At 73.3% G+C, this 20,561-nt stretch carries 23 protein-coding genes; 12 read left to right on the top strand and 11 right to left on the bottom strand.

Annotated features, from left to right (window positions below; translation table 11 throughout):
* Positions 1-5: 5 nt before the first annotated feature.
* Genes ABD317_RS04235 through ABD317_RS04255 form a run of 5 tightly spaced genes read right to left on the bottom strand, consistent with a single transcriptional unit; the run spans position 6 to position 4,661 of the window.
* Positions 6-1,511: an SCO6880 family protein gene (locus ABD317_RS04235; RefSeq protein WP_344287960.1), complete on the bottom strand. Its 1,506-nt coding sequence runs from the start codon at positions 1,509-1,511 to the stop codon at positions 6-8.
* A complete protein-coding gene (locus ABD317_RS04240) occupies positions 1,498-2,850 on the bottom strand; it encodes a TrbL/VirB6 family protein (RefSeq protein ID WP_344287962.1) in 1,353 nt (450 codons plus the stop codon). The genes ABD317_RS04235 and ABD317_RS04240 overlap by 14 nt, the downstream gene beginning before the upstream one ends.
* Position 2,851: 1 nt before the next feature.
* On the bottom strand, positions 2,852-3,598 hold the full coding sequence (locus ABD317_RS04245) for a DUF8175 domain-containg protein (RefSeq protein WP_344287964.1): 747 nt from the start codon (positions 3,596-3,598) through the stop codon (positions 2,852-2,854).
* A 22-nt stretch (positions 3,599-3,620) separates the two neighbouring features.
* A complete protein-coding gene (locus ABD317_RS04250; protein WP_344287966.1) occupies positions 3,621-3,926 on the bottom strand; it encodes a hypothetical protein in 306 nt (101 codons plus the stop codon).
* Positions 3,927-3,929: 3 nt separating this feature from the next.
* The gene (locus ABD317_RS04255) at positions 3,930-4,661 is read right to left on the bottom strand and encodes a DUF6668 family protein (RefSeq protein ID WP_344287968.1); all 732 of its coding nucleotides are present in this window, start codon (positions 4,659-4,661) and stop codon (positions 3,930-3,932) included.
* Positions 4,662-4,700: 39 nt separating this feature from the next.
* Here ABD317_RS04255 and ABD317_RS04260 point away from each other — a divergent pair, with 39 nt between their 5' ends.
* The 4 genes from ABD317_RS04260 to ABD317_RS04275 are packed head-to-tail and all read left to right on the top strand — an operon-like array spanning position 4,701 to position 7,446.
* Positions 4,701-4,919: a helix-turn-helix domain-containing protein gene (locus ABD317_RS04260; RefSeq protein WP_344287970.1), complete on the top strand. Its 219-nt coding sequence runs from the start codon at positions 4,701-4,703 to the stop codon at positions 4,917-4,919.
* A 4-nt stretch (positions 4,920-4,923) separates the two neighbouring features.
* Positions 4,924-5,916, top strand: a complete 993-nt coding sequence (locus ABD317_RS04265; RefSeq protein WP_344287972.1) for a C40 family peptidase — start codon at positions 4,924-4,926, stop codon at positions 5,914-5,916.
* Positions 5,913-6,560 carry a hypothetical protein gene (locus ABD317_RS04270; protein WP_344287974.1) on the top strand — a complete coding sequence of 216 codons (648 nt, stop codon included), beginning with the start codon at positions 5,913-5,915 and terminating at the stop codon, positions 6,558-6,560. Before ABD317_RS04265 ends, ABD317_RS04270 begins: the two co-directional genes overlap by 4 nt.
* 7 nt (positions 6,561-6,567) lie before the next feature.
* Positions 6,568-7,446: a hypothetical protein gene (locus ABD317_RS04275; protein WP_344287976.1), complete on the top strand. Its 879-nt coding sequence runs from the start codon at positions 6,568-6,570 to the stop codon at positions 7,444-7,446.
* A 183-nt stretch (positions 7,447-7,629) separates the two neighbouring features.
* Here ABD317_RS04275 and ABD317_RS04280 read toward each other — a convergent pair whose 3' ends face one another.
* The 5 genes from ABD317_RS04280 to ABD317_RS04300 form a co-directional block, all read right to left on the bottom strand.
* Positions 7,630-8,268, bottom strand: a complete 639-nt coding sequence (locus ABD317_RS04280; RefSeq protein WP_344287977.1) for a hypothetical protein — start codon at positions 8,266-8,268, stop codon at positions 7,630-7,632.
* Between the two features lie 36 nt (positions 8,269-8,304).
* On the bottom strand, positions 8,305-8,796 hold the full coding sequence (locus ABD317_RS04285) for a hypothetical protein (RefSeq protein WP_344287978.1): 492 nt from the start codon (positions 8,794-8,796) through the stop codon (positions 8,305-8,307).
* A gap of 593 nt (positions 8,797-9,389) precedes the next feature.
* Positions 9,390-9,626, bottom strand: a complete 237-nt coding sequence (locus ABD317_RS04290; RefSeq protein ID WP_344287979.1) for a hypothetical protein — start codon at positions 9,624-9,626, stop codon at positions 9,390-9,392.
* Positions 9,627-9,794: 168 nt separating this feature from the next.
* Positions 9,795-10,052 (bottom strand): hypothetical protein, encoded by a 258-nt coding sequence (locus ABD317_RS04295; protein ID WP_344287980.1) that lies wholly within the window; start codon positions 10,050-10,052, stop codon positions 9,795-9,797.
* 197 nt (positions 10,053-10,249) lie between these two features.
* A complete protein-coding gene (locus ABD317_RS04300) occupies positions 10,250-11,476 on the bottom strand; it encodes a helix-turn-helix domain-containing protein (RefSeq protein WP_344287981.1) in 1,227 nt (408 codons plus the stop codon).
* A 340-nt stretch (positions 11,477-11,816) separates the two neighbouring features.
* On the opposite strand from ABD317_RS04300, the gene ABD317_RS04305 reads away from it, so the two are divergent.
* From ABD317_RS04305 to ABD317_RS04325, 5 genes are all read left to right on the top strand, one after another.
* Positions 11,817-12,065, top strand: coding sequence for a hypothetical protein (locus tag ABD317_RS04305; RefSeq protein ID WP_344287982.1), 249 nt, complete (start codon positions 11,817-11,819; stop codon positions 12,063-12,065).
* 508 nt (positions 12,066-12,573) lie between these two features.
* Positions 12,574-14,637, top strand: a complete 2,064-nt coding sequence (locus ABD317_RS04310) for a hypothetical protein (RefSeq protein WP_344287983.1) — start codon at positions 12,574-12,576, stop codon at positions 14,635-14,637.
* Positions 14,638-14,893: 256 nt separating this feature from the next.
* Positions 14,894-15,322 (top strand): hypothetical protein, encoded by a 429-nt coding sequence (locus ABD317_RS04315; RefSeq protein ID WP_344287984.1) that lies wholly within the window; start codon positions 14,894-14,896, stop codon positions 15,320-15,322.
* 786 nt (positions 15,323-16,108) lie between these two features.
* Positions 16,109-16,279, top strand: a complete 171-nt coding sequence (locus tag ABD317_RS04320; protein ID WP_344287985.1) for a hypothetical protein — start codon at positions 16,109-16,111, stop codon at positions 16,277-16,279.
* A 133-nt stretch (positions 16,280-16,412) separates the two neighbouring features.
* The gene (locus tag ABD317_RS04325) at positions 16,413-17,156 is read left to right on the top strand and encodes a nuclease-related domain-containing protein (RefSeq protein WP_344287986.1); all 744 of its coding nucleotides are present in this window, start codon (positions 16,413-16,415) and stop codon (positions 17,154-17,156) included.
* Positions 17,157-17,218: 62 nt separating this feature from the next.
* Here ABD317_RS04325 and ABD317_RS04330 read toward each other — a convergent pair whose 3' ends face one another.
* On the bottom strand, positions 17,219-17,890 hold the full coding sequence (locus ABD317_RS04330) for a hypothetical protein (RefSeq protein ID WP_344287987.1): 672 nt from the start codon (positions 17,888-17,890) through the stop codon (positions 17,219-17,221).
* A gap of 299 nt (positions 17,891-18,189) precedes the next feature.
* On the opposite strand from ABD317_RS04330, the gene ABD317_RS04335 reads away from it, so the two are divergent.
* The 3 genes from ABD317_RS04335 (at position 18,190) to ABD317_RS04345 (ending at position 20,047) form a co-directional block, all read left to right on the top strand.
* On the top strand, positions 18,190-18,855 hold the full coding sequence (locus tag ABD317_RS04335; protein WP_344287988.1) for a hypothetical protein: 666 nt from the start codon (positions 18,190-18,192) through the stop codon (positions 18,853-18,855).
* Positions 18,852-19,430, top strand: a complete 579-nt coding sequence (locus tag ABD317_RS04340; RefSeq protein WP_344287989.1) for a hypothetical protein — start codon at positions 18,852-18,854, stop codon at positions 19,428-19,430. Before ABD317_RS04335 ends, ABD317_RS04340 begins: the two co-directional genes overlap by 4 nt.
* A 122-nt stretch (positions 19,431-19,552) precedes the next feature.
* On the top strand, positions 19,553-20,047 hold the full coding sequence (locus tag ABD317_RS04345; RefSeq protein WP_344287990.1) for an HNH endonuclease: 495 nt from the start codon (positions 19,553-19,555) through the stop codon (positions 20,045-20,047).
* The last annotated feature ends 514 nt before the right edge of the window (positions 20,048-20,561 follow it).

Consider the following 20,561-nt stretch of genomic DNA (forward strand, 5'->3'; position numbering starts at 1 on the left):
GCCCCCTACAGGTTGTCCTTGAACGCGGTCGGGATCGTCAGGTGCAGCGGGATCACCAGGCCGATGGGCAGGCACGCGGCGAACGCCGACGCCTGTGAGCCGCTCATCCGCCGCAGCGCGATCCGCGCCGGCGCCGACAGGTTGTCGATCGCCGCCTCCGCCCGCGGCAGGTGCGCCGGGGCGGCGACGGTCGCGGTGACGTAGAGCGCGAACCGCGTCACGCCGGCGCCGCGGGCCTCTTCCTCCGCGGTCTGCTTGGCGGCCAGTACGGAGGCGTCGTCACGGGCCCGGCCGATGCGGGACTCCCCGGCGCGGAACAGCGCGTCTTTGCGGTCCCGCTCGACGAGCCGGGCGGCGGCGGCCGGGTCGTGCGGTCGGTAGGCCAGCGTGACGCGCTTGCGTGCGACGTCCTCGGACGGTGCGAGGAGCCCGGTCAGCACTGAGGACAGCACCTCCCCGCGGGGGGCTTCAGACATCACCCACGTCGTCGATAGCGCGGTGTCGTGCCGGTAGTGCTCCCAGGTCTCTTGCGTGGAGATGGGGCCGGCCTGGTCCCACGTCAAGCCGCTGCCGCCCTGGCCCTGCGCTTCTTCCACGAGCGTGGCGACCGCCGGGTCGTAGGCGATCCGGACGGCCTCGGCCAGCTGCGCGGCGGTCATGGCGCGGGCCGCGCCGGCGCCGGTCATCGCCAGGCCGCCGACGAGGCCGGGAAGCCGGTTGCCCAGTTGTACGGCCATCTCCTCCGGGCCGCGCCGTTCGTGGCCGGCCCGTGCCGCGCCGGAGTACGTCAGCGCGATCCGGGTGGTGATCTGCGCGGAGCCCGCCGGGTAGTCGGCCAGCACTTCCTCCAGCATCTCCTTGGCCAGCGCCGGCGCGCCGGACGCGGTGTTGCTGCGCACCTCACGGTGGAGGCGCACCCCGGAGTCCGGCGCCGCCTCCACCGTCACCGTGGCGCCCACCAGGCCCGGCTCCGTGGCCAGGTCCCGCAGCCACGCCCCCCAGTGCGCGACCCAGATGTCGACCTGGTCCTGGTCGACCAGGCCCGCGCCGTCCGTGTCGCAGGAGAGGACGACGACGTAGTGGTTGCTGTGGGGGTAGGCGAGCATCGCGAACGGCAGGCCGTAGGCGTCCTGATGCTCCGTGAGAGTCGAGGACGCGGCGACCCCCGGCAGCCGGCAGGTGCCGTGATCGGTGCGGCCCAGCGGCCCGGAGCGGTACAGGTAGGCGCCGCTGGAGACCTGCCGGCGCCAGGCCAGCCGGGCGACGAGCCGCGTCAGCAGAGAGCGCCCATGCCGGTCGCGGATCGCCAGCGGTGCCAGCACGACGGCGAGGACCAGCGCCAGCGCCAGCGCCAGCAGCACCGAGATGAGCATCCCCAGCAGCACCACGATCAGGCCGCCGAGGAGCAGCAGCGTCGCGCCCAGGCTCAGCCGGCCGATCCCGGCGCGCTCCGGGCGCCGCCAGTTGCCGTATGTGCGCTGCTGCCGCGGCGTGGCCTCACCGGCTGCCATGCGGGCCTCCCTCGTCGCTGCGCCGCCGGCCGCCGCTCGGCGGCCCGCCGGTGTCCGTCGTGCCCCGGGAGGGGGCGCCCGAGGGCTGGCCCTCGGCGCCGCGGGGGCCGCCGCCTGCCGGAGCCCCGGACTGCGGCTGCGCGGGAACGGGGCGGCTGCGCCCGCCGGCAGGGCCCTGCCCGTTGCCGGTGCCCGTCCCGCCGGTCCGAGTGCCTCCGCCGGCATCAGGCCGGCCCCCTCCGGGCCCGCCGCCACCGGGCCGCCCGCCCGGCCTGCCGCCGGCGGTGCCGGAGGCGCCCCCGGCACCGGGCCGGCCGCCGGTCCTGGCAGCGCCGGCGGGGGGTCGCGCCGCGGCCGACCCGCCGCCGGTCTTGATCGCCATGGCGCCCTGCGCGACAGCCCGGCCGGTGCCCTGAATGGCTCCGGCCGCCGACCAGCCGCCTACAGCCGAGACCACCGGAACCGCGATCCGCATCAGTGCGGGCAGCGTCAGCGCGGCCAGGAGCAGCAGCATCAGGCCGGAGACCTGCGTCATGAACTCGCCCGACTCGGACTTGCCGATGGAGGCGAATCCGGCGGCGTAGATGATCGCCGCGGTCGGCTTGTACAGCACGAACGCCAGCAGCCACCCGACGCTCTTGTTGAACCAGGCCCTGCCCGCCTCCGTCGTGCTCGCCGCGGCGGTCAGCGGCAGCGTGCCCGCGAGGACGATCAGCAGGGCGTTGCGAGCCAGCATGAACGCGATCTGGACGATCGACGCCACGATGAGCAGCAGGGCCATGACGAAGATCAGCCCGGTCAGCGGGCGGTCGACGGCCGCGAACGCGGTCACCAGCAGCAGTCTTTCACCGAAGGCGTCGACGCATTCCTCGTTCGCGGCGTAGCCGCCGCAGCCCGTACTCCTGTTGACGATCCACCGAGAGAAGTCGTCGCCGGCGGCCGTGAGGAGGTTGATGACGGCGACGCCGGCCGCGGAGGCGGCCACCAGCCGCAGCACACCGGCGAGCGCCTGCCGGGCGGGTTCGGCCCGGCGCTCCCAGGCGAGCCGGACCGACGCGATGATCAGGCACGCGACGGCGACGTAGCTGGTCAGCGCGATGGTGGAGCCGTGAATGAACCCCACCGGCCCGCTCTCCTGATCGAGCGTGGGGCTGTCGATCGCCAGCCAGCCGGTCGCGATCTCCCGCACGACCGCCGACGCCGCTTCGGCCAGGTCCTGCACGATCCGCTCCCAGGCGCCGGCCACGGCGTCGCCGACCGCGTCCGCGCCCTCCTCCACGGCCTTGCAGCCCGGCGCGTTCGGGCCGGGCAACTTGTCCCAGAAGCCGCACCAACCCATCTCAGACGCCGCCCCACTCGGTGAAACCGGTCGTTGACAGCACCGTCTTCTGCGGCGCGGACGTCTCGGAGACCTCGTACCGCCAGTCCCCGTCCATCCAGCGCAAAGTTGCGGTCGACGCCTGCAGCGAGCCGTCGACGAACCGCGTAACCAACTGCACGACCGCGGTGTCCGGGCTGTAGGTGGTGATGTCGAACGCGGCGATCTGGCCCAGCTCACCCGGCGCCGGCGCCGGCGGCGGCGCCGTGGCCTCCAGCTCCGACCGGGCCTCGATCAGCTGGTCTTTCGCGTCGCCGTAGGTCTGTTCCTCCATGACGGTCTGCCAGTCCTCGGCCAGGGTGTAGCGGGTGCCGATCTGCACGGCGGCCATCAGCGCCCCGGTCGGGGAATGGGCGTAGCACCGGGCAACGTCGCCGTCGATGACCGCCGGGCCCGCCTCCTTCGAGACGGGCAGCGCCACGGTGCGGAACAGGTCCCAGTTCGCCGGCGGCGGCCCGTCCGGCACCTCGTCGCTCTCCTCCAGCTCCGGGCAGCCCTCCCCGTCGCCGGCGTCCGGCCGGGACGCGCTCGTCGACGGGGCCGGGGACGGGGCCGCCTGGTCGCCGCCGTCGTCGTTGCCGTCGCCGGCGACGAGGACGACGACGAGCATCAGCACGACCACGCCCATGAAGCCGACCGAGGCGATGAACCACGGTCGCGTCCATGGGCTGGGGCTGGGCTCGTCCTGGTAAGGGTCGGGTGCGGTCATGGCGCGTCTCCTCCCGAGCCCGTCAGATCAGTACGGAGACGATGCCGGAGGAGGAGCCCGCGATGATGCAGCCCAGCAGCACCTTTCCCAGCCCGGACACGTGCTCACGGGACTCGCCGCGGTGGAACGACGCCGCGATCAGCACGGACACCCACACGACGCAGCCGACGAAGAGCAGCGTGGCGCCCCGGAAGCCCCACCTGAGCACCTTGACCATCTTTCCCCAGCCCGGAGGGTTCTCCCCGCCTTTGGGGTTGGGGGCTTGCGCAAGATCGGCGGGCACGGCGGAAGCGAATGTGTGCAGCAGATCGACGTCCAGATACGCCATGGGTTACCCCGTTTCGGTGAGGTGGGCCAGGTCGCGGGCTGCGCGCTGCAGCTCGCGGGGGAGATGGTGGGCGGGCGGCTCGCCCAGCCGCCAGGGCTCCACCCAGGGCACCGTCCAGCAGCGCGGGACGCCGCCGGCCACCAGCCGCTGCAGATCCCGCAGCGGGCGGGGCAGATGCCCGGGTGCATCGGCGACCACGACCAGGCCCAGGAGGCTCACGGGGACCTGCCCCGAGGCCCACTGCCGTGCCGCCGTCTGCGCGGCCTGCAGACCGGCCGCGGACGACCGGGCGACGAGGACGACCGGGTACCGGGGGCCGGCGGAGGCGGGCACCGGCCAGTACCGGCCGGCATCATCCGATCCCGCGCCCACGGCGGCGTGCAGCGTGGTGACGCCAGCGCCGCCGTGACAGCCGACCCACCACCAGCGGGCACCACGGTCGGGATGAGCGAAACGGAGCCCGGCCGCGGGTGGGGGCACCACGCCGTACTGCGGCCGGACCGGCGCAGCCGGCGCCGGCGGAACCGGCGCCGCCGGGGCGGCGTCGTTCACGGCAGGCGCCGACGACGTCGTAGACGTCAGCCAGGGATTCCCCGGAGAACCAGACATGATCAACCCCCCCTCGTACGTAGCCGATTTGGTCCCGACAGTAGCTATGTGGTCGCAATCGGTCGTACACGTTATCCTACGTGCGAGTTCGATCACAGGGAGCGATATTGGCCGCGGATGCCTCATGCGGCCATAGGGGGCCGCGTGTGGCTAGGATGCCCGCCCATGACCCAAGGGGACGACGAGACAGGCGAGTTGCTCGCCGGATACCCGGACGTGCTGACCGTCGAGGAGGTGGCCGGGATTCTGCGCACGAGCCCGCGCACGGTCCGCACCCTGGCGAGCAAGGACCAACTCCCCGGCGCCTTCAAGGTCGGCGCCGCCTGGCGGTTCGACAAGGCGCGGCTGCGCGCCCTGATCGAGGGACAGCCACCCGAGGCGTAAGCACATGAACGGCGCCGCCCGCGCCGTGCTCGCCGCCCTGGCCGCCTTCATCGGCCTGGCCATGGGCGTGGCCGTCCTCGCCGGATCCACCGAGCAGGCCGCCGGAGCCGACGACCTCCCCCTCAACGGCGCGAAGGTCCCCGACGAGTACGAGCACTGGGTCAACGCCGCCGGCCAGCTCTGCGACGCCGTCAGCGCCCCACTCATCGCCGCGCAGATAGACGCCGAATCCGGCTGGGACCCCGACGCCGTCAGCGCCGCCGGCGCCATCGGGTTGTCCCAGTTCATGCCCGGCACGTGGGAAACGTGGGGCGTCGACGCGGACGGCGACGGCCGCGCCGATCCCCGGTCCGGCCCCGACGCGATCATGTCCCAAGGGCGGTACGACTGCTGGCTCGCCGAGAAGGTCCGCGGCATCGCAGGCGACCCCACGGAGCTGATGCTGGCCGCCTACAACGCCGGCCCCGGCGCCGTCGAGGAGCACAACGGCGTCCCGCCGTACCCGGAGACTCAGGCGTACGTCGCCCGTATCCAGCAGCTCATCACCGCCTACAGCCGCGGCGCCACCGAGCCCGCCGACGAGTTCGGCGCCCGCGTCGTGCAGTACGCCCGCAAGCAACTGGGGGTGCCCTACAGCTGGGGCGGCGGCGGCGTCGGCGGCCCCGGCTACGGCTTCGCCCAAGGCGGCGGCACCAAGGGATTCGACTGCAGCAGCCTGGTGCAGTACGTGGTCTACCAGGCATCCCAGGGCCGGATCACCCTGCCGCGCACCAGCCAGGAGCAGGTCACCACAGGCAAGGCCATCTCCCGCGACCAACTGCGGCCGGGCGACGTGATCGGGTTCATCCTCAACGACGGCTCGTACGACCACATCGGCATCTACGCCGGCGACGGAAAGATGATCCACGCGCCGGGCACGGGCGACGCCGTCAAGATCAGCGAGCTGGACGAGCCGTACTACGCGAGCAAGCCGCAGAAGTACCGGAGGTACGGATGATGACCCAGCGCCCGCCCGCCGCCGCGGCGGTGCTCGCCGTGGCGGTGCTCCTCACCGGCTGCTCCCTCGCCGACGACGACCAGGCGCCGGAGCCCGAGCCGACGACGGCCAGCCCGGCACCGTCCGGCGCCGGCCCGTACGAGGAACCCGCCGACCCCACGCCAGCCCAGACCCTGCCCAAGGGCGAAGACGGCACCCCCCACGGCGGCATCCCCCACCCCGACGACGTCGACGAACACGACGCCAGCGCCGTCAGCGAGGGAGCGCTGACCGCGATGTTCACCTACGACACCACGATCGACGCCAGCCGCAACGACGCCGGCCGCCGCGCCGCCGAGGCCGGATGGTGCACCGAGGAGTACGCCCGGCAGTTGCGCGCCGCCGCCGCCCGCTCCGCCCCCGGCGCGGACTGGGCCACCTGGGCCGAGCACCGCGCCTACACCACGGTCAAGCTGACCGCCGCCGACGAGGCCGGCCGCCCCGCCGACACCCCCACCACCGCCTACCGGCAGTGGAACATCACCGTCACCCCGCACGGCCGCAACGACTGGAAGGGCCAGCCGCAGCACTCCACGGTGTTCGCCGAGCTGCAGCGCGCCGACCCCGACGCACCATGGCGGCTCGCCGCGATCAGCATCCAGTGAGGGAGACATGACCGAGCAGACCACCGTCCCCGCCTGGCCGCTGTACCGGCTCGACGCCGACGAGACCGGCGCCGTCACCATCACCGGCCCCGCCATCGCCCCCGGCCCGTACCCCACCCGCACGGCCGCCCTCCAGGCCGTCACCACCCACGCCGCCACCGTTCTTCGACCGCCCCGCCCGGTACGTATCGACGCCGTCGACAGCGACGGCACCGCCTGGCCGCTGTATGCCCACCCAGACGGCACCGTCACCGAAGCCGGACCACCGCGCCGCACCAGGAAGACCAGCAAGAAACGCCCGGCACCCCCCGCACCGCCGTCACCCGCCCCAAATGCACCAATGCCCGCCGCCGCCCAGGTCGTCGAGCAGCCCTGTACGCCAGCCGCCCCGCCGGCACCATGCAGCCCCGCTGACGAGCACGAGGCCACCCAGCACGGCCCCATCCCCACAACGCTGGTCATCCAGCGCTACGCCGCCGCCGGCGACCTCACCACCGCCGTCAACCTGGCCGCGCAGCTCGACGAAGCGACCTCCGACGCACACGGCCCGTCCCACCCCGACGCCCTGCAAGCCCGCGAACTCCGCGGGGAACTCATGGCCGCCCTCGGCGAACTCGCCGCGGCCGTCGATGTGCTCCGCGACGTCGCGGAGCGCTGGTGGCACAGCGGCCACCGCGACGACGCCGACCGTGCCGCCGCCCGCGCACACGCCGTCTGGCTGACCATCACGGACCTGACTGCCGCCACCCAAGCCGGCCGCAGCATCCTGCGCATGCGCAGCCACCTCCCCGGCCCGGACGGCACCGCCTACCACCAAGCCCAAGCCCGACAAGCCGAACTCGAAGCCGCCGCCATCCGGGGAAGCACCCAGGTCGCCGAGTGCTGACCGGAGCGCTTCTCTCCGCTCCAGTACGACCACATCAACTTCTTCGGCCGCTACGCCTTCACCGCCCCGCCTGCCCCGGGCCAACGCCCGCTGCGCGACCAGACGGCGAAGGCTGAACGAGGGCGGGCGGGACCTCGGCCCTCGCTCGGCGAGGCCGGGCGGTGGCACGGAGGTGTGTGTGGGTCAGTCGAACTCCAGCGGCCACATGCTGGTGGACATGTCGTGGAGTTCCACGCAGCCGTCACACATCAGCCCGGGGCGGTCGCGCTGGTCGAGCCGCAGCCGCTGCGCGGCACCCACGCCACACCATGCGCAGGGGAAGCCGTACTCGGGGTGGTGGCGGTAGTTGACCGGGATCTCCGCCGCGACCATGCCCGGCATGTCCTGCACGGCCCATGCGCGGCCGGACAGGGCCTGTTCCACCGGCGTGCGGGTGCGGCGGTGGACGGTGACCACCGGCAGGTGCTTCACGTCGGTGGTGCCGTCGGGTTGCTTGTGCAGGAAGCCGAGCCGGGTGGGCTCACCGCTGCGGGTCCGTTCGGCGGCGGCGCCGGATGCCGCCCGCCACTGCTCCTCGCGCAGCAGGACCGTCAGTCCGCGCTTCTCGTCGCGCCAGTACTCGGGCTTGAGGTGGTCGGCGTCCCAGCCGTACCGGCTGCTCAGGCGGGCGCCGGTCAGGCGGCCGGCGGCCCAGGCCCGTACGTCGTCCTCGGCCTTGGCCACCTGGGAGACGCTGGTGAGGATGCCGGCGGCGCGTAGCTGTTCCACGGCGTCCTTGAGGTCTGCCTGCTCGTCGCGGGTGAGCCGGCTGTAGTCGCGCATGGTCGTCCCTTCCCGGGTGGAGGATTGCGCTGCCGGTCAGGCGGGCTCCAGGGCGTGCAGCCCGGCGTCGATCAGTTCCCGCAGCACGTCCGCCCGCGGCCGCCCTGCGGCGTACTCGGTGACCCGTCGCTGGGTCTCCGCGTCCAGGCGCACCTCCCACTTCGCGCCGATCGCGGGGCGTCCCCCGAGGTTCGGCCCGGACTCCTCTTCCAGCTCTCCGAACCACTGCTGGACCGCGTCGTCCTCGTCGTTGCGCAGCAGCCAGTCCTTCGCGGTCTCGTCGTCGACGAACTCGTAGCGGGTCTCGATGTCGCTGTACTGGGACCAGGTGCACATGACCCAACAGCCCTGGGCGGTGCGGTAAAGCGTCTGGTGGCTGTGATCGGGAAGGGGGTTGGCGGACCTCTCCCCGTCCACCGTGACCTCCTTGTACAGGGTGGCGGAGTCGAGGCGGAACCAGCCAGCGAGCTTGGGGCCTTCCTCGTCGTACTCGGTCGGGTAGGTGTAGACGTTGACGCGCTGCCCCATGGGCCGTACCTCCTTCACGCGGACCATTTCCGCATGCGCCAACCATTCCATTAGTTTCCGCATGCGTCAACCAGGAGGTAGGTTTTCGCATGCGCTTTTGAGGAGGTTGGAGTCCGTCCTGTCGTCAAACCGCTCGCCGGGAGCGCGGCGAGGTCGTCGCGCTGGCAGAGACCGAGCGAGAGAACATCCGAGAGCCCCGGCCGCACTCTCAGGGGATCGGCGCGGCCGGGGCCGATGGGGACCGCCCGCCGGGCTGGCGGCGGACGCTTCAGGGCTCCACCCACCGGGCCCGGCAGGTTGTGGCGGGTGAAGCCTTCCCCGGCCGGGTCCGATGTGCGGTCGGCTGGCCGGGGCCCGCCCCTGGCGGTATGAGCGACCGGGGCCAGGGGCGGGGGTTCAGTGGGCGGGGTGTCTGCGGATGAGGACGTTGGCGTCGCTGACGGCGGACAGATCCCCGGCCGCACGGGCTGCCGCACGATCCGCGGCCAGCTCGGCGCAATGTTCGCAACCAGGAGCCGGAGCGGGGTCGTCAAGGGGCCACCCGCCGGGCAGGTGAACCGGGTCCTCCATGCAGGTCCGAGGCGCGCTGGCGGTCATCGGACCGCCACTCCCCGCCAGGTGAGGACGCGGCCCGCGTGCCGTACGACCGCACGCTGCTCGTCGTCGGTCGCGCGCCGGACAGCGGAGAGCGGCGCAATCCAGGGGCGCGCGCCAGTGCGTAGCGGGCGGAGCCGGGCGTACTCGTCGAGCACACAGACCACGCGGCCGGGCCGGCCGGTCCTGCGGTCGACGAGCAGGTCGCCCGGGGACGGCGGCTGGTCAGCGTTCATGCTCTCCCCTCCTCCCCAGCTTCCGTGGGAGCGGGTAGCCGCGCCAATCCGGCGCCTCCCCGAGGCCCGCGAGCGCCGCCCGCTGGTTGAACGGCTCCCGCCCCGGGCGTTGCCGCTGCCGGGGCACCGGAAGCCGCCGGCAGGGTTCCGGGGCTGCGTCGCCGGTGTTCACGTGCGCGCCCGCAGTTCGGGAAGCGCGTCGGCCGCGGCGTTGAGGACTTCCGCCAGCTTCGTCGCGACGCCCGCGTTGCAGATGCCCAGGTGGACTCTTCCGTTGCCCTGGACCGGGAAGCCGCCCGCCAGCGACGGGACCGTGACGCCGACGCGAGCGAGGGCCTCACGGAGGCCGCCGGCGGCTGCTTCTCCGGCGCGCAGTCCGTCCAGCTCCCACTGGGTCAGCCCGGCTAGTTCCTTGGTCGTCCCCATCGGGGTCGCCTCCATCATGCAGTCCGTCCAAGAGGGGGCCGCCGCTGGAGTCGCGCACGCATCGGCATCGGCGTACCGCACCGGCGGCGTACCCGACCGTACGCAGGGCTGACACACAGTCAGGGGACAGTTCGTCCCCCCTTGTCGAGGGGGACGAACTGTCCCCGTTGCTGTCACTCGTACCGGTGAGCCGCAGATCAGGCTGCGACGCCGACGTCCTCCGCGAGCTGGCGGGCCGAGTGGGAGAGCGCCCCGGTCACCGTGCGGTTCAGGTCCTCTGCCAGGGCCCGGCCCGAGGGCACATACCGCACGGCTTCGGGTGACGTCTCGTACGCCAAGCGCAGGTACTGCAGGGCGCTGGCCTTCTCCTTGCGGACGTGCTCAGCCTTGGCCGCATCCAAAAACAGCCGCGAGCGGCGTTCGACCGAAGGGATCGAGCCCGGGTCGGTGTCCGCCAGCTGCTGCAGGGCGATGCCCGGGGTGCGCAGGTCCGCGCCGATGGTGACCGCGTGGACGGCCACGTTGCCGGTGCCGAACATCGTCCACGGGTGCGCGTAGGCGGATCCGAGCGCGCCCGCGGTCCGGTCCGCCTCCCCGTGCCACCGCCAGGCGTCGCCGTCCTTGCCGTCCTGCGCGGCCGTCACCGCGGCGTGCAGACACAACGACCCGAACATGCCCTGCAGCCGGGGCGTGCCGCCCTCCAGCTGCGGGCGGAGGGTGTCGGCAGCATCCGCGACCATCCGCAGCGCCTCGTCGGTGTAGCCGACCACCCGCAGGCCGTTGCCGACGATCCAGGCCGCCGAGGCGAGCGCGACCGGGTCGTCTGCCTGCTCGGCAGCCATCCGCGCCCGATCCACGATCACCCAGTACAGCTCCGGCTCCACGACGTGCGCGGCGTACTGCTGCGCGAGCGCGTACGCCTCCGACAGGATCACCGAGGCCCGCCGCCGCTCCCCGGCGTCCGCGGCCCGAACCGTGGCGTGCCCCGCCGCGATGAGCCCCGGCAGCACCGCGGCGACGGCGGTGCGCTGGTCACGGGCGCGGTGCCAGACGTCCCACGCCTGCCGCACCCGGCCAGCGAGTTCCCCGACGTCCTCCGGCGCCCCGGCCGCGGTGAACAGCGGTGCGTGGATCGCCGCGCGCAGCCCGGCGACGCCTGGGTGCGTCACCTTGCCGCCGCCCACGATCGGCACCGACACCTCACCGCGCGTCAGATCGTTGACGTCCTGGCAGCCGAGGGTGCGGGCGAGCCGGACAATCATCGACAGCGACCGCACGGTCCTGTCGCCCCGCTCGACCTTCTTGACCCAGTCCTCGCTTCGCGCCACCAGGCCGCCGAGGACCGCGCGGGTCATGCCCTGGCGCTCGCGGCAGTCGCGCAACTGCTCGCCGTCAATCGTCATCTCGACGCTCTCGTCAGGCATTCGAGCCCCCCTCGACAGGGATGTACCCGCCAGCGTAGAACGTCGACCCCAACCCCGGACCACCCCGACCGTGGCAGCCGGTCATGAGAGGGCGGGGCGGTCCCCCGATCGGGTGAAGCTGCCGCTTCGCCATTCGGCCCTCCGTCAAGGAACGGAGGGCTCAATGCGCCCCTGTACGTCCCGAGTTGCCCCTAATCACCCGTCAGGCGCCCCCGGAAATGCACCAGAAGAAGCCCCCCGCCCCAGAAAAAAACCGAGACACATCCGCCCGTTGCGTCCGTACATGTAAAGCTCTCATGGCATGATCGCCTGCATGCCTAGACGTTACGGAAGTCGGGATGTGCGCGAGCGAGAGTACGTGCCGCCCGCCGCCGATCCGAAGTCCAAGAGCCTCGTGCGCCTGGCGCCGCTTGTCCCGCCCGAGGTCCACGCCAGGGTGTACGCCAACGCCAGAGCGTCCGGCGTCTCGATGGGCAAGTACATCGCGGAGCTGATCATGCGTGACCAGCTCGACGAGAACGGCCGCCCCGTATGGGCCGACGACGCCTTCGGGCCGCAGGAAGGGGAGAAACTTCCCATGACCGGCTGATTGTCTGAAAAAGCCGAAGGGCGCCAAAAAGCCCCGGTCCTCCAACCGGGGCGGCGCCCTCGACGTACCGGGTTCAGCGTCGCTTCCCAGACCCGCTGTAACCCATTGCTTCGCTCAGCAACACCGTGGTGTCTCCCAACGCCACCAGTCCAGAGGTTCCCGGCTACCAACCGGGTTCCTCGCACAACCGGAGAGGAGGCGAGTCGGGCCCCGCAGATCGCTTACCAGGCGACTGCCGGGCGGGTGGTGTCCCTTCACTGCTTATTCAGTTAGAGCCCCTGTTCACGCGCCTACTTGGTCGCGTTGAGGCCCTCCGCCGCACGGCGGAAGGGGGGCTTTGGCGTGCCTTATGAAGTTAGGAGCAGTGCCCATCGTAGCGGACGGCTACGGTGCCGGACAGCTCGTGCCCGCCTCTGGGGTGTCCCCGGAGCCGGGTGTGTACAGCCCGTCATCAGCTCGGATTCACCCGCACCGCCCCGGTGTTCCACCCGGCGGCGGTGGCGGACGCGTGGACCTGCAGGAGGTCTTCCTGCAGTTGTCCCCGCGGCTGTCCGTGCGCGCGGACACCCGCTCCAGCGAGGGCAAATGGCTGCACAAGTACACCGAGCGCTCCCTGCCGACGAAGCCTCTGCGCCGTCCGTACGCGGTCTACTTGTCGTCGGCGTTCGGCGGCTACCGGTGGCTGTGCTTCGACCTGGACGACAAGCGCGGCGACGTCGGCCCCGATCTCGCGACCCTGCTGCGCTGGCTGGAGGAAGCCGGTCTGACCTACGTGCTCGCCGCCTCCGGGTCCGCCGGCGGGCGGCACGTGTGGGTGGCCGCCGAGGCCCTGCTGACCGCCACGCTGGTCGAGGCTATCGCCGTGGCCGCCGCGAAGCGGCTGCCGACACTCGACTACGGCCTGCTCAAGTCCCGTACGGGCGCGGTCCGCCCGATCGGTGCCCCGCACCGCAACGGCCGCCGCAGCGAGCTGATGAGCCCGCCGGATGCCCGCCGGGCCGCCGCCCTGCTCACCCCGGCCACCTGTGGCAACGGCTCCGAGGCGTTCACCCGGCTGCTGCTCATCATCGGCGCCGTCCCGGCCCGCGAGGACATCCGCCCCCGGACCGCCGCCCGAGGAGACGATGCCCGGGTCCTCGACGACGAGCTGGGCCCGCGGCTCGCCGGCACGCCCAACACGCTGTTGGACGCCGACACCATGGCCCTGCTCACCCGGCGGCCGGCCGCCGACCGGGTCAGCGAGGTCTGTGCGTCGATCCTGACGAAGCTGGCGCTGCGCCGCTGGACCCTGCCCATGGTCGCCCGGCTGCTGGGAGACCAGCGGTACCGCCAGGGCGGCCTGCTGCACCTGACCACCGCGCCCGGAGTCGGCCCGCTGCGCGTGCTGCTGGACACCTCCGACGCCGCGGCCAAGCTGGAGCGCCAGTGGGCCCGGTGCGTGGCGTACGCGGCCAAGCTGCCCGTCCTCGACGAGAACCCGGAGTGGACCGAGACGATCGACGCCGTCGTCGACCAGGTCGCGCGAGTGCAGCAGGCCGCCGACGCCTGCCCCGAACGGTGGGCCACCGAGTCCGGCCCCGCCGACCGCGCCGCCCTGGACCTGCACTGCCTGCTCGCCCTGCGCTCCGGCCGCACCCGGATCAACCTCGACATTCGCCGCGCTGCCCTGGCCACCGGCTACGGCCGCTCCACCATGCACCGCGCCCTGGCCCGCCTCGCCCTCGACCACTGGACCGCGACCGCGGACGACGACGGCCCCGCCGGCACCTACGACCTACTCCCCGTCAACGAGCAGCACCCCGCATTCACCCACGTTGCACGGGGTGGGACACAAGGAAACCCGCCCCCCCAGGGGGCCCCCCGCTCCCCCCTGACCTCCCTCCTGCAGACCCGCCTCGCCGCCGGTCAAGCCGACGTCTTCTCCCACGGCCGCGCCACCCCGACCCACTCCGGCGGACTCGGGCACCACGCCGGACGGATCTATCAGCAGCTCGCCGAGCACGGCGGACGGCCGCTCAGCCTCGCAGAGGTCTGCGCACGCACCGGCTACGCCCCGCGGACCTGCACCCGGCACCTGGGACGGATGCAGCAGCTGCTCGTCGCCACGCGGGCCGTGATGACCGTGCACCACGAGTGCCCCACCTGCCAGGCCGCCCCGGGTGACCGCTGCCGCACCGCCGCCGGCACCGTCGTACGCCGCCGCGGAGCCGACCAGCACGCCGCCCGCCGCACCCTGACCGCCCAGCGTTCCGGTACCCCGCACTACCGACCCCGGCCCGGCTCCCTTGTCGCCGCCGCGCGCGCCTTGGGCGCCCACGGGCGCCTCGCCGCACGGGCCCGCAGGTACGCGATCGAGGCCGAGCTGTACCACTGGTGGCGCCAGGAGGAGGCGTGGATGCGCGCCCCGAAGAAGGGTGTCCGCACCGGAGTCCAGACCCACCCTGACCAAGCGGCCCTGGTCCTCACCACGCTGCCCACCCAGCCGCGGCGCCGTTACCCCCGCGGACCCGATGGCCGAGCCGACCACGCCGCAGCTAGAGCCCGTATCGAGCGCCGCATCGCCACCGCCTGACCCGGCGCCGCAGCCGCGGTGTTGTCCCGGTCTCTGGCTGGGCAGCATCCCCAGGGCTTGTTATTAAGCTGCTGGTTTGGGGGTCGCGGGGAGTCTCCCGAGGAGGACGCCGGTGCGCGGGCACCTCGCCCGTTTCAGCCCCACCCGTCACACCGGCCACGAATTTGGACTCCAGTGGGCACGGGCAGCTCCCCCTCGGTGCACGGGTAAGTAGGGGGCGGCGCACGGTCGTCCGGCAGCGAACGAGGAGGACGTCGTGACGGCTCTATGGCGAGGCCCGGACGGGTTGCACTGGATCGAGACGGGCGAACACTGGTACGACGGCGAGGTCAGGAACTGGGTCTACCCCCTCACCGAAGCGGTCCAGGACCCGGAGACCTGCCGCTGGGCAGCCGCACCCGGCGCCCGCACGCGCACGGTCACCGGCCCTCCGGCCCGCAGCGGGTACGTCGAGGTCTCCGCCGATCCCCTGGCCGACCCGCACGTCGCGCGCCTGCACCGGGCGGTGGAGCAAGTGCTGGTCGCTTACGAGGAGCAGGCCGGGCATCCGTACCCGGACGTCGCCGAACTGCGCACGGCAGTCGAGGACGTCGCCGCCATACCGGAGCAGCTGCGCCGCCGCGGCCACGGCATGGCGGCCCAGGCCGCACGGAGCGGGTTCCAGCGGGGCCGCCGCCGACGCTGAGCCGCACCCCGCGGAACCCTCCCGCTCTCCCCGGCCGCCCTCGGTCGGGGAACTTTGCTTGCGCACCCGGAAGCGGCCGAAGGCGCGAACGGAGTGTCGCAAGCTACAGCTTGCTCGGCCCCGCGGGGGTCGCTGCCGGAAGCATCCCTTCCGGCCCAACTTGCTGTGCGGTCCCCCGGCGGTACGGGCGCTGCGGTAGGCGGGCGGTGCAGGCACAGGCAGGTGCCTCCGGCGGGCCCTTCCTCCGAGGGAGGGGGGAGCATGCTGGGTGCGGTCGGGTGGTGGGTGAGTCTGTGGGGTCGCGGTGAACTCCCTCGACGACCGGGCCCCGGAGGGTGCCACAGAACCCCGGGAACCTCCAAGGACGCCTGCGGCGCCCGCAAGCGGGTCGCGCGGGGCGCGATCCCCTCCGGCCCCCGGGAACCTGCGGCAGCGCTGCGCGCGCCCGCCCGACGAGGGAGCCCCCCGCTCCGGCCCGGCCCATGGTGCGGGACCGAACGGCCCGGGCCCCGGTCGAGGACGGTTCCGGTACGGGTGGGTGGGTGCTCCGCAGCGGGCGGTCGCCGGGGTGCTGCAGGCCCACCACGGTGGTCAACGCGGTACGACGTGGTTGCGCGGGTGTCTCGGTCGTGACCGCTGACCTGATGCCCAAGGGCGCCACGAACCTGGGAGGGCCGCAAGGCCAAGCCGCGCTAGCGCGCGGTCGCTGCGCGAGCCTTGCACCCCTCCCAGAACCGCGGCGGGCGGAGCCCATCAGGCCAGCGGCCCCGACCGAGGAGGATCACCATGGACCAGCTCACGATGCCCTGCCCCGTGCTCGACTGCGGGCCCGACTGCTGGGCGTGCGAGGGCAAGGGGCGCGTGCGGTTCACCGGTGAGGCCGCCGAGCGGGCCGGGGCCACCCTCGCCCGCGTCGACCGGTGGGTCGAGCGTCGCCGGCAGGAGCCGGAGCTGTAGCCCGGTCCCCCGGGGGGGGGCGCCGGACAGCTGGCGCCCCCCGGACAGCCGTCCGTGCGTACTGACGCGGTGTCAGCGCACAGCGCTACGGTTCCGACACAGGCAGCAACCGACCAGCAGGAAGGACACGTTCATGGCGATGGCACCAGGACGACGGCCAGGAGCAGGCGCGAGCGCCCGCCAGGTCGCCGAGGCCGCCCGTACCGCCGAGCGCGCCGCGCAGCACCACAGGGCCAGGACCGCGCTGCCCGTCACCGCCGTGTGCGCCCTCGCGTTCGGCGCCGCCGCGGCCGTCGCCACGGTGTGGCAGGCCGGCCTGGTCGTCGCCCTCGCGGTCATCGCGTACGGGATCCGGCAGACCTACCGCCGCGCGGACAACTCCTGGGCCAAGGGAGCCGCCGGCGAAGTGGCGACCGCCCGATTACTCGCCCCGCTCACCCGCCGCGGCTACGCCGTGCTCCACGACCGGGCCGTCCCCGGCAGCCGGGCTAACCTGGACCACCTGGTCATCGGGGCCGCCGGCGTCGCGTACGTCGACACCAAGGCGTGGCGCTCGAAGAAGTCGAAGCTGCGCTTCGAGGGCGGCACCCTGCGCTACGGCCGCTACGACCAGAGCCAGGCCCTGCGCACGGTGGTGTGGGAGGCCGAGCAGGCGAGCCGGGTGCTGGGGGTTCCGGTGCGGCCGTTCGTCGCCGTCCACGGCGCGAAGGTCCCCGGGTTCGCCGGCCGGATCGAGGTCCAGGGCGTCACCGTCGTCGCCGCGAAGAAGCTCCCGCGCCTGCTGCAGAACCTCACCCCCCAGCCGGGCTGGACCGCCGAGCGCGTCGCGGCCGTCGAGCAGCTGGCCGAGCAGCACCTGCCGCCGCACAGCACCTGAACCCCCAGCTGCAGCACACGGAGGGCCCGGCCGCCGAGCCGGGCCCTCCGTGCGTCCCGGGGTCAGTCCGCGTGGTTCAGGTCCAGCAGCTCGCGCAGGCTCTCCCCGGCCGCCCACCGCGCGAGCTGGTCCCGGTCGACGAGGCGCACGTTGTTGCGCGCCGCCCACACCACCCGCTCCCGGGCGAACGCCCCGGACGACACGATCAGCAGCAACGGCGCAGGAGCTTCCGTCTCTTCCGGGCCGTCGTCGTCCGGGGCCGCGCTCACCGGGCGCAGCGGGGCCGCCGAGCGCGGCCCGTCCTGCCCGGCCGCCGTGATCCCGCGCTCGAAGGCGCAGCCCATCCGCCGCCCGTCGCCGTCGTTGCCGACCAGGTGCACCGCGCCCTGGTCGTTGACCAGCACCCCCTTGGCCGACCACCCGTCCCGTACGAGCAGCCGGCCGACGATCCGGCGGAACCCCCGGTCGTCGGCCGCGTCGACCTCATCGAGGGTGAAGCGCGCCCGTTCCCAGGCTGCCCGGCGCCGTTTGCGGGCCGCGACCTCCCGCCGGCGCAGCACCACCGCGCGGGCCCCGTAGGCGAAGAGGCCCGCGGCCAGCAGCGCCGCCCACCAGCCCACCCAGACCCACAGCCAGCCGACGACGAACAGCGGTAAGCCGACGCCGACCACGACCCCGGCGAACGCCGGCGCGACCTCCCACCACCGCGGCCCGTACTCACCGCGCAGGATCACCTGCAGCACCTCACGCTGACGCCACGAACGTCGGGTCCCCTCCGGAGACCGGCGCAGCGGCCACACGGCGCTCACCCCCATCACCCCCAGTCGTGCACGGACGCCCATGTCATATCTGCCCACCCGGGTCCGCGTACAGCTACGCCGCCGAAGATCAGTCGCCTGCTCCAGGCCACCCTTCCCCCGGGGTAATAACAAGCCCTGCGGTGGCGAGCCGCGGAAGATCCCAAGACAATCCAGTTGCCGAAGGAATCCCAGTTTTCCGGTAACTAAGTTGCCGAACGGGTATCGTGGTGGGTATGACGACCTCCGACTCCGACCCGGGCGCCCGTATCGACGCCTTCCTGCTGCAGCGGTTCGACCCCGCGTGGACCGACCCCACCGCCGAGCAGGCCGCCGCCGTCCGCGCGCGCATCGAGGACACGGCCCTGGAGCTGGTCCGCGGGATCTCCGCCCGCGAGGCCCATCTGCGCGACCTGGCCCCCGAGATCACCGAGACGCTCACGCCAGCGAACGGCGACACCGCCGACTGGAACCTCGCGACGCTGCGGGCCCTGCGGCAGATCAGGGACGAGACCGAGCGCCTGGCCGACGCCGCCGCCGGCCAGGCCGGAATGTACGGCGCCAACTACCCCGACCTCGGCGCAGCCTGGGGCATCACCCGCCAGGGCGCCCGCAAACGCTGGCGCGGCGCGGTCAGCGCCCTCAACCCCGACGCCTACCGCGGCCGTGACCCCATCAGCGTCGAGGCGTTCGGAGGCGAGGCCCGCATCTCCTTCCACCCGAGCGAGGGCGGCTGGTGGTGGATCGCCACCGCCGCCAACGGCCAGACCGCCGAAGCCGAAGACCTCACGTACGACACCAGCGAGGCAGCCAGCGCCGCCGCCGGCGCCTTCCTCGCCGCCAACACCACCGCGGCCCGCGCGGTCGCGGAGCCGCCTGCAACCACCGGAGGCCGCCCGTGACGTCCATCACACCGCCGCCGTGCCCGGACTGCTCGACCACCACGGAACGGATCGAGGTCGAGGGCGAGGAGGTCTGGCACTGCACGGCCCCGGGCTGCAGCCGCCGCACCTACGGCACCGGCGACCCGGACGACGACGACAACCTCCCGCCGTACACCGAGACCGACGAGGACGGCGCGGCCGTGTGCTTCCACGGCACCGGTGAGGTCGACGTCGAGGCGACCGCCGAGCTGGCCGCCCAGGAGCACGACGAGGACGAGGACCAGGACGCGGTCCCGCTTACCGCGCCGGCCGCCGCGGCGTGGGAGCCCGAGGCGCGCGAGATCCGGGTGAAGGACCTCGCTCACGTCCTCGCGGGCGGGTGGGTGCGGATCTACGGCGACCCGCCGGAGGGGTGGCGGCACTTCACCGAGGCCGCCTTCGACCCCGAGCACGACACCACCGTCGCCATCACGTACAGCGACGGGGAAGTCGAGCGCGAGTGGCCCTGGCTCCAGGCCCTGCTCGTGCACGCCGGCCCCGAGACCGTCCCCACCACGACCCGCCCGGGGCCCGCCCGGCTGGTGCCGCGGTGACCTTCCCCAGCGGGCCGCAGCCCGAACTTCCCCACGACCAGCTTCCCCAGGGGGCGGCTGGGGAAGTTCCCATGGCTGGGGAAGGTGGGGAAATCGACTTATCTTCCCCACCGGCCAACGGCGTGCTGTGGGGAAGTCTGCTCGCCGATGGGGAAACCGTCGCGCGGTACTGGAGTCACGTCCTTCGCCGGGGCGCGGACGCCTGCTGGTGGTGGACCGGGGGACTGAGCGACACGGCGCACGGGACCTTCCGCGCGCTCTCCCTCCCGGGCAAGACCCGCCGCGGCACCGTCCCCGCGCACCTCTTCGGCTACCGCCTCGCCCACGGCCCCGACTCCATCCCTGCCGGCATGGTGGTCCGGCACCGGTGCGACGAGCCGCCGTGCCAGAACCCCGCCCACTGGCTCCTCGGCACCCGGGGCGACAACAACCGCGACGCAGCGAGTCGTCGCAGGCTGGTGGGTCACGCGCTGGCCGACGTACGCGGCGCCATCGGCCGGGCGCGGGCGGTCCAGGCCGCCATCGCCGCCGCCGACCCCGACCGCCTCGACGAGGCGATTGCCGCCGCCCTCGCTGCCGGCAACCCCACCGGGGCACACCAGGACTCCCTCTTCTGACCGACCATCTGCACGACGCCGGGCGGGACCAATTGGTCCCGCCCGGCGCGGGCGTGGGGAAGGTGGGGTGGGGAACCGGCGCGGGGATGTTCGTCTGCGACTCGCGGCAGCATTCCCCGCCGCATCTTCCCCACGCGGAAGCCTGGGGAAGTACCGACCCCATGGGGAACTTCCCCAGCAGCCGGGCGTGGGGAAGACCGTGCGCGTGGGGAACTTCCCCGCCCCGGCTCCGCTTCCCCAGTGCGGCCACCTTCCCCACCGCCCCGCGCTCGACGCGACTTCCCCAGCACTGGGGAACGTGGCCGCCGATCTTCCCCACGGGGGGCACCGAGCGCGCGGAGTCGTTCCCCACGCGCGAAGCGGGCGGCGGGAGCTTCCCCGGATCCGGTCACGCACTGTGTCCGTCGACTGCTCTCAGGCGGGGAGCCGGCCGCCGCGCTGACGCGCGCGGCCGGGGGTGGGTGGGGAAGCCCCGCGGCCGTTCGGCGACCGCGCTTCGGTAACAGTCGACCCC

Origin of the sequence: Streptomyces synnematoformans (assembly GCF_039531005.1) — a bacterium.
In the GTDB taxonomy this organism is placed as follows: domain Bacteria; phylum Actinomycetota; class Actinomycetes; order Streptomycetales; family Streptomycetaceae; genus Streptomyces; species Streptomyces synnematoformans.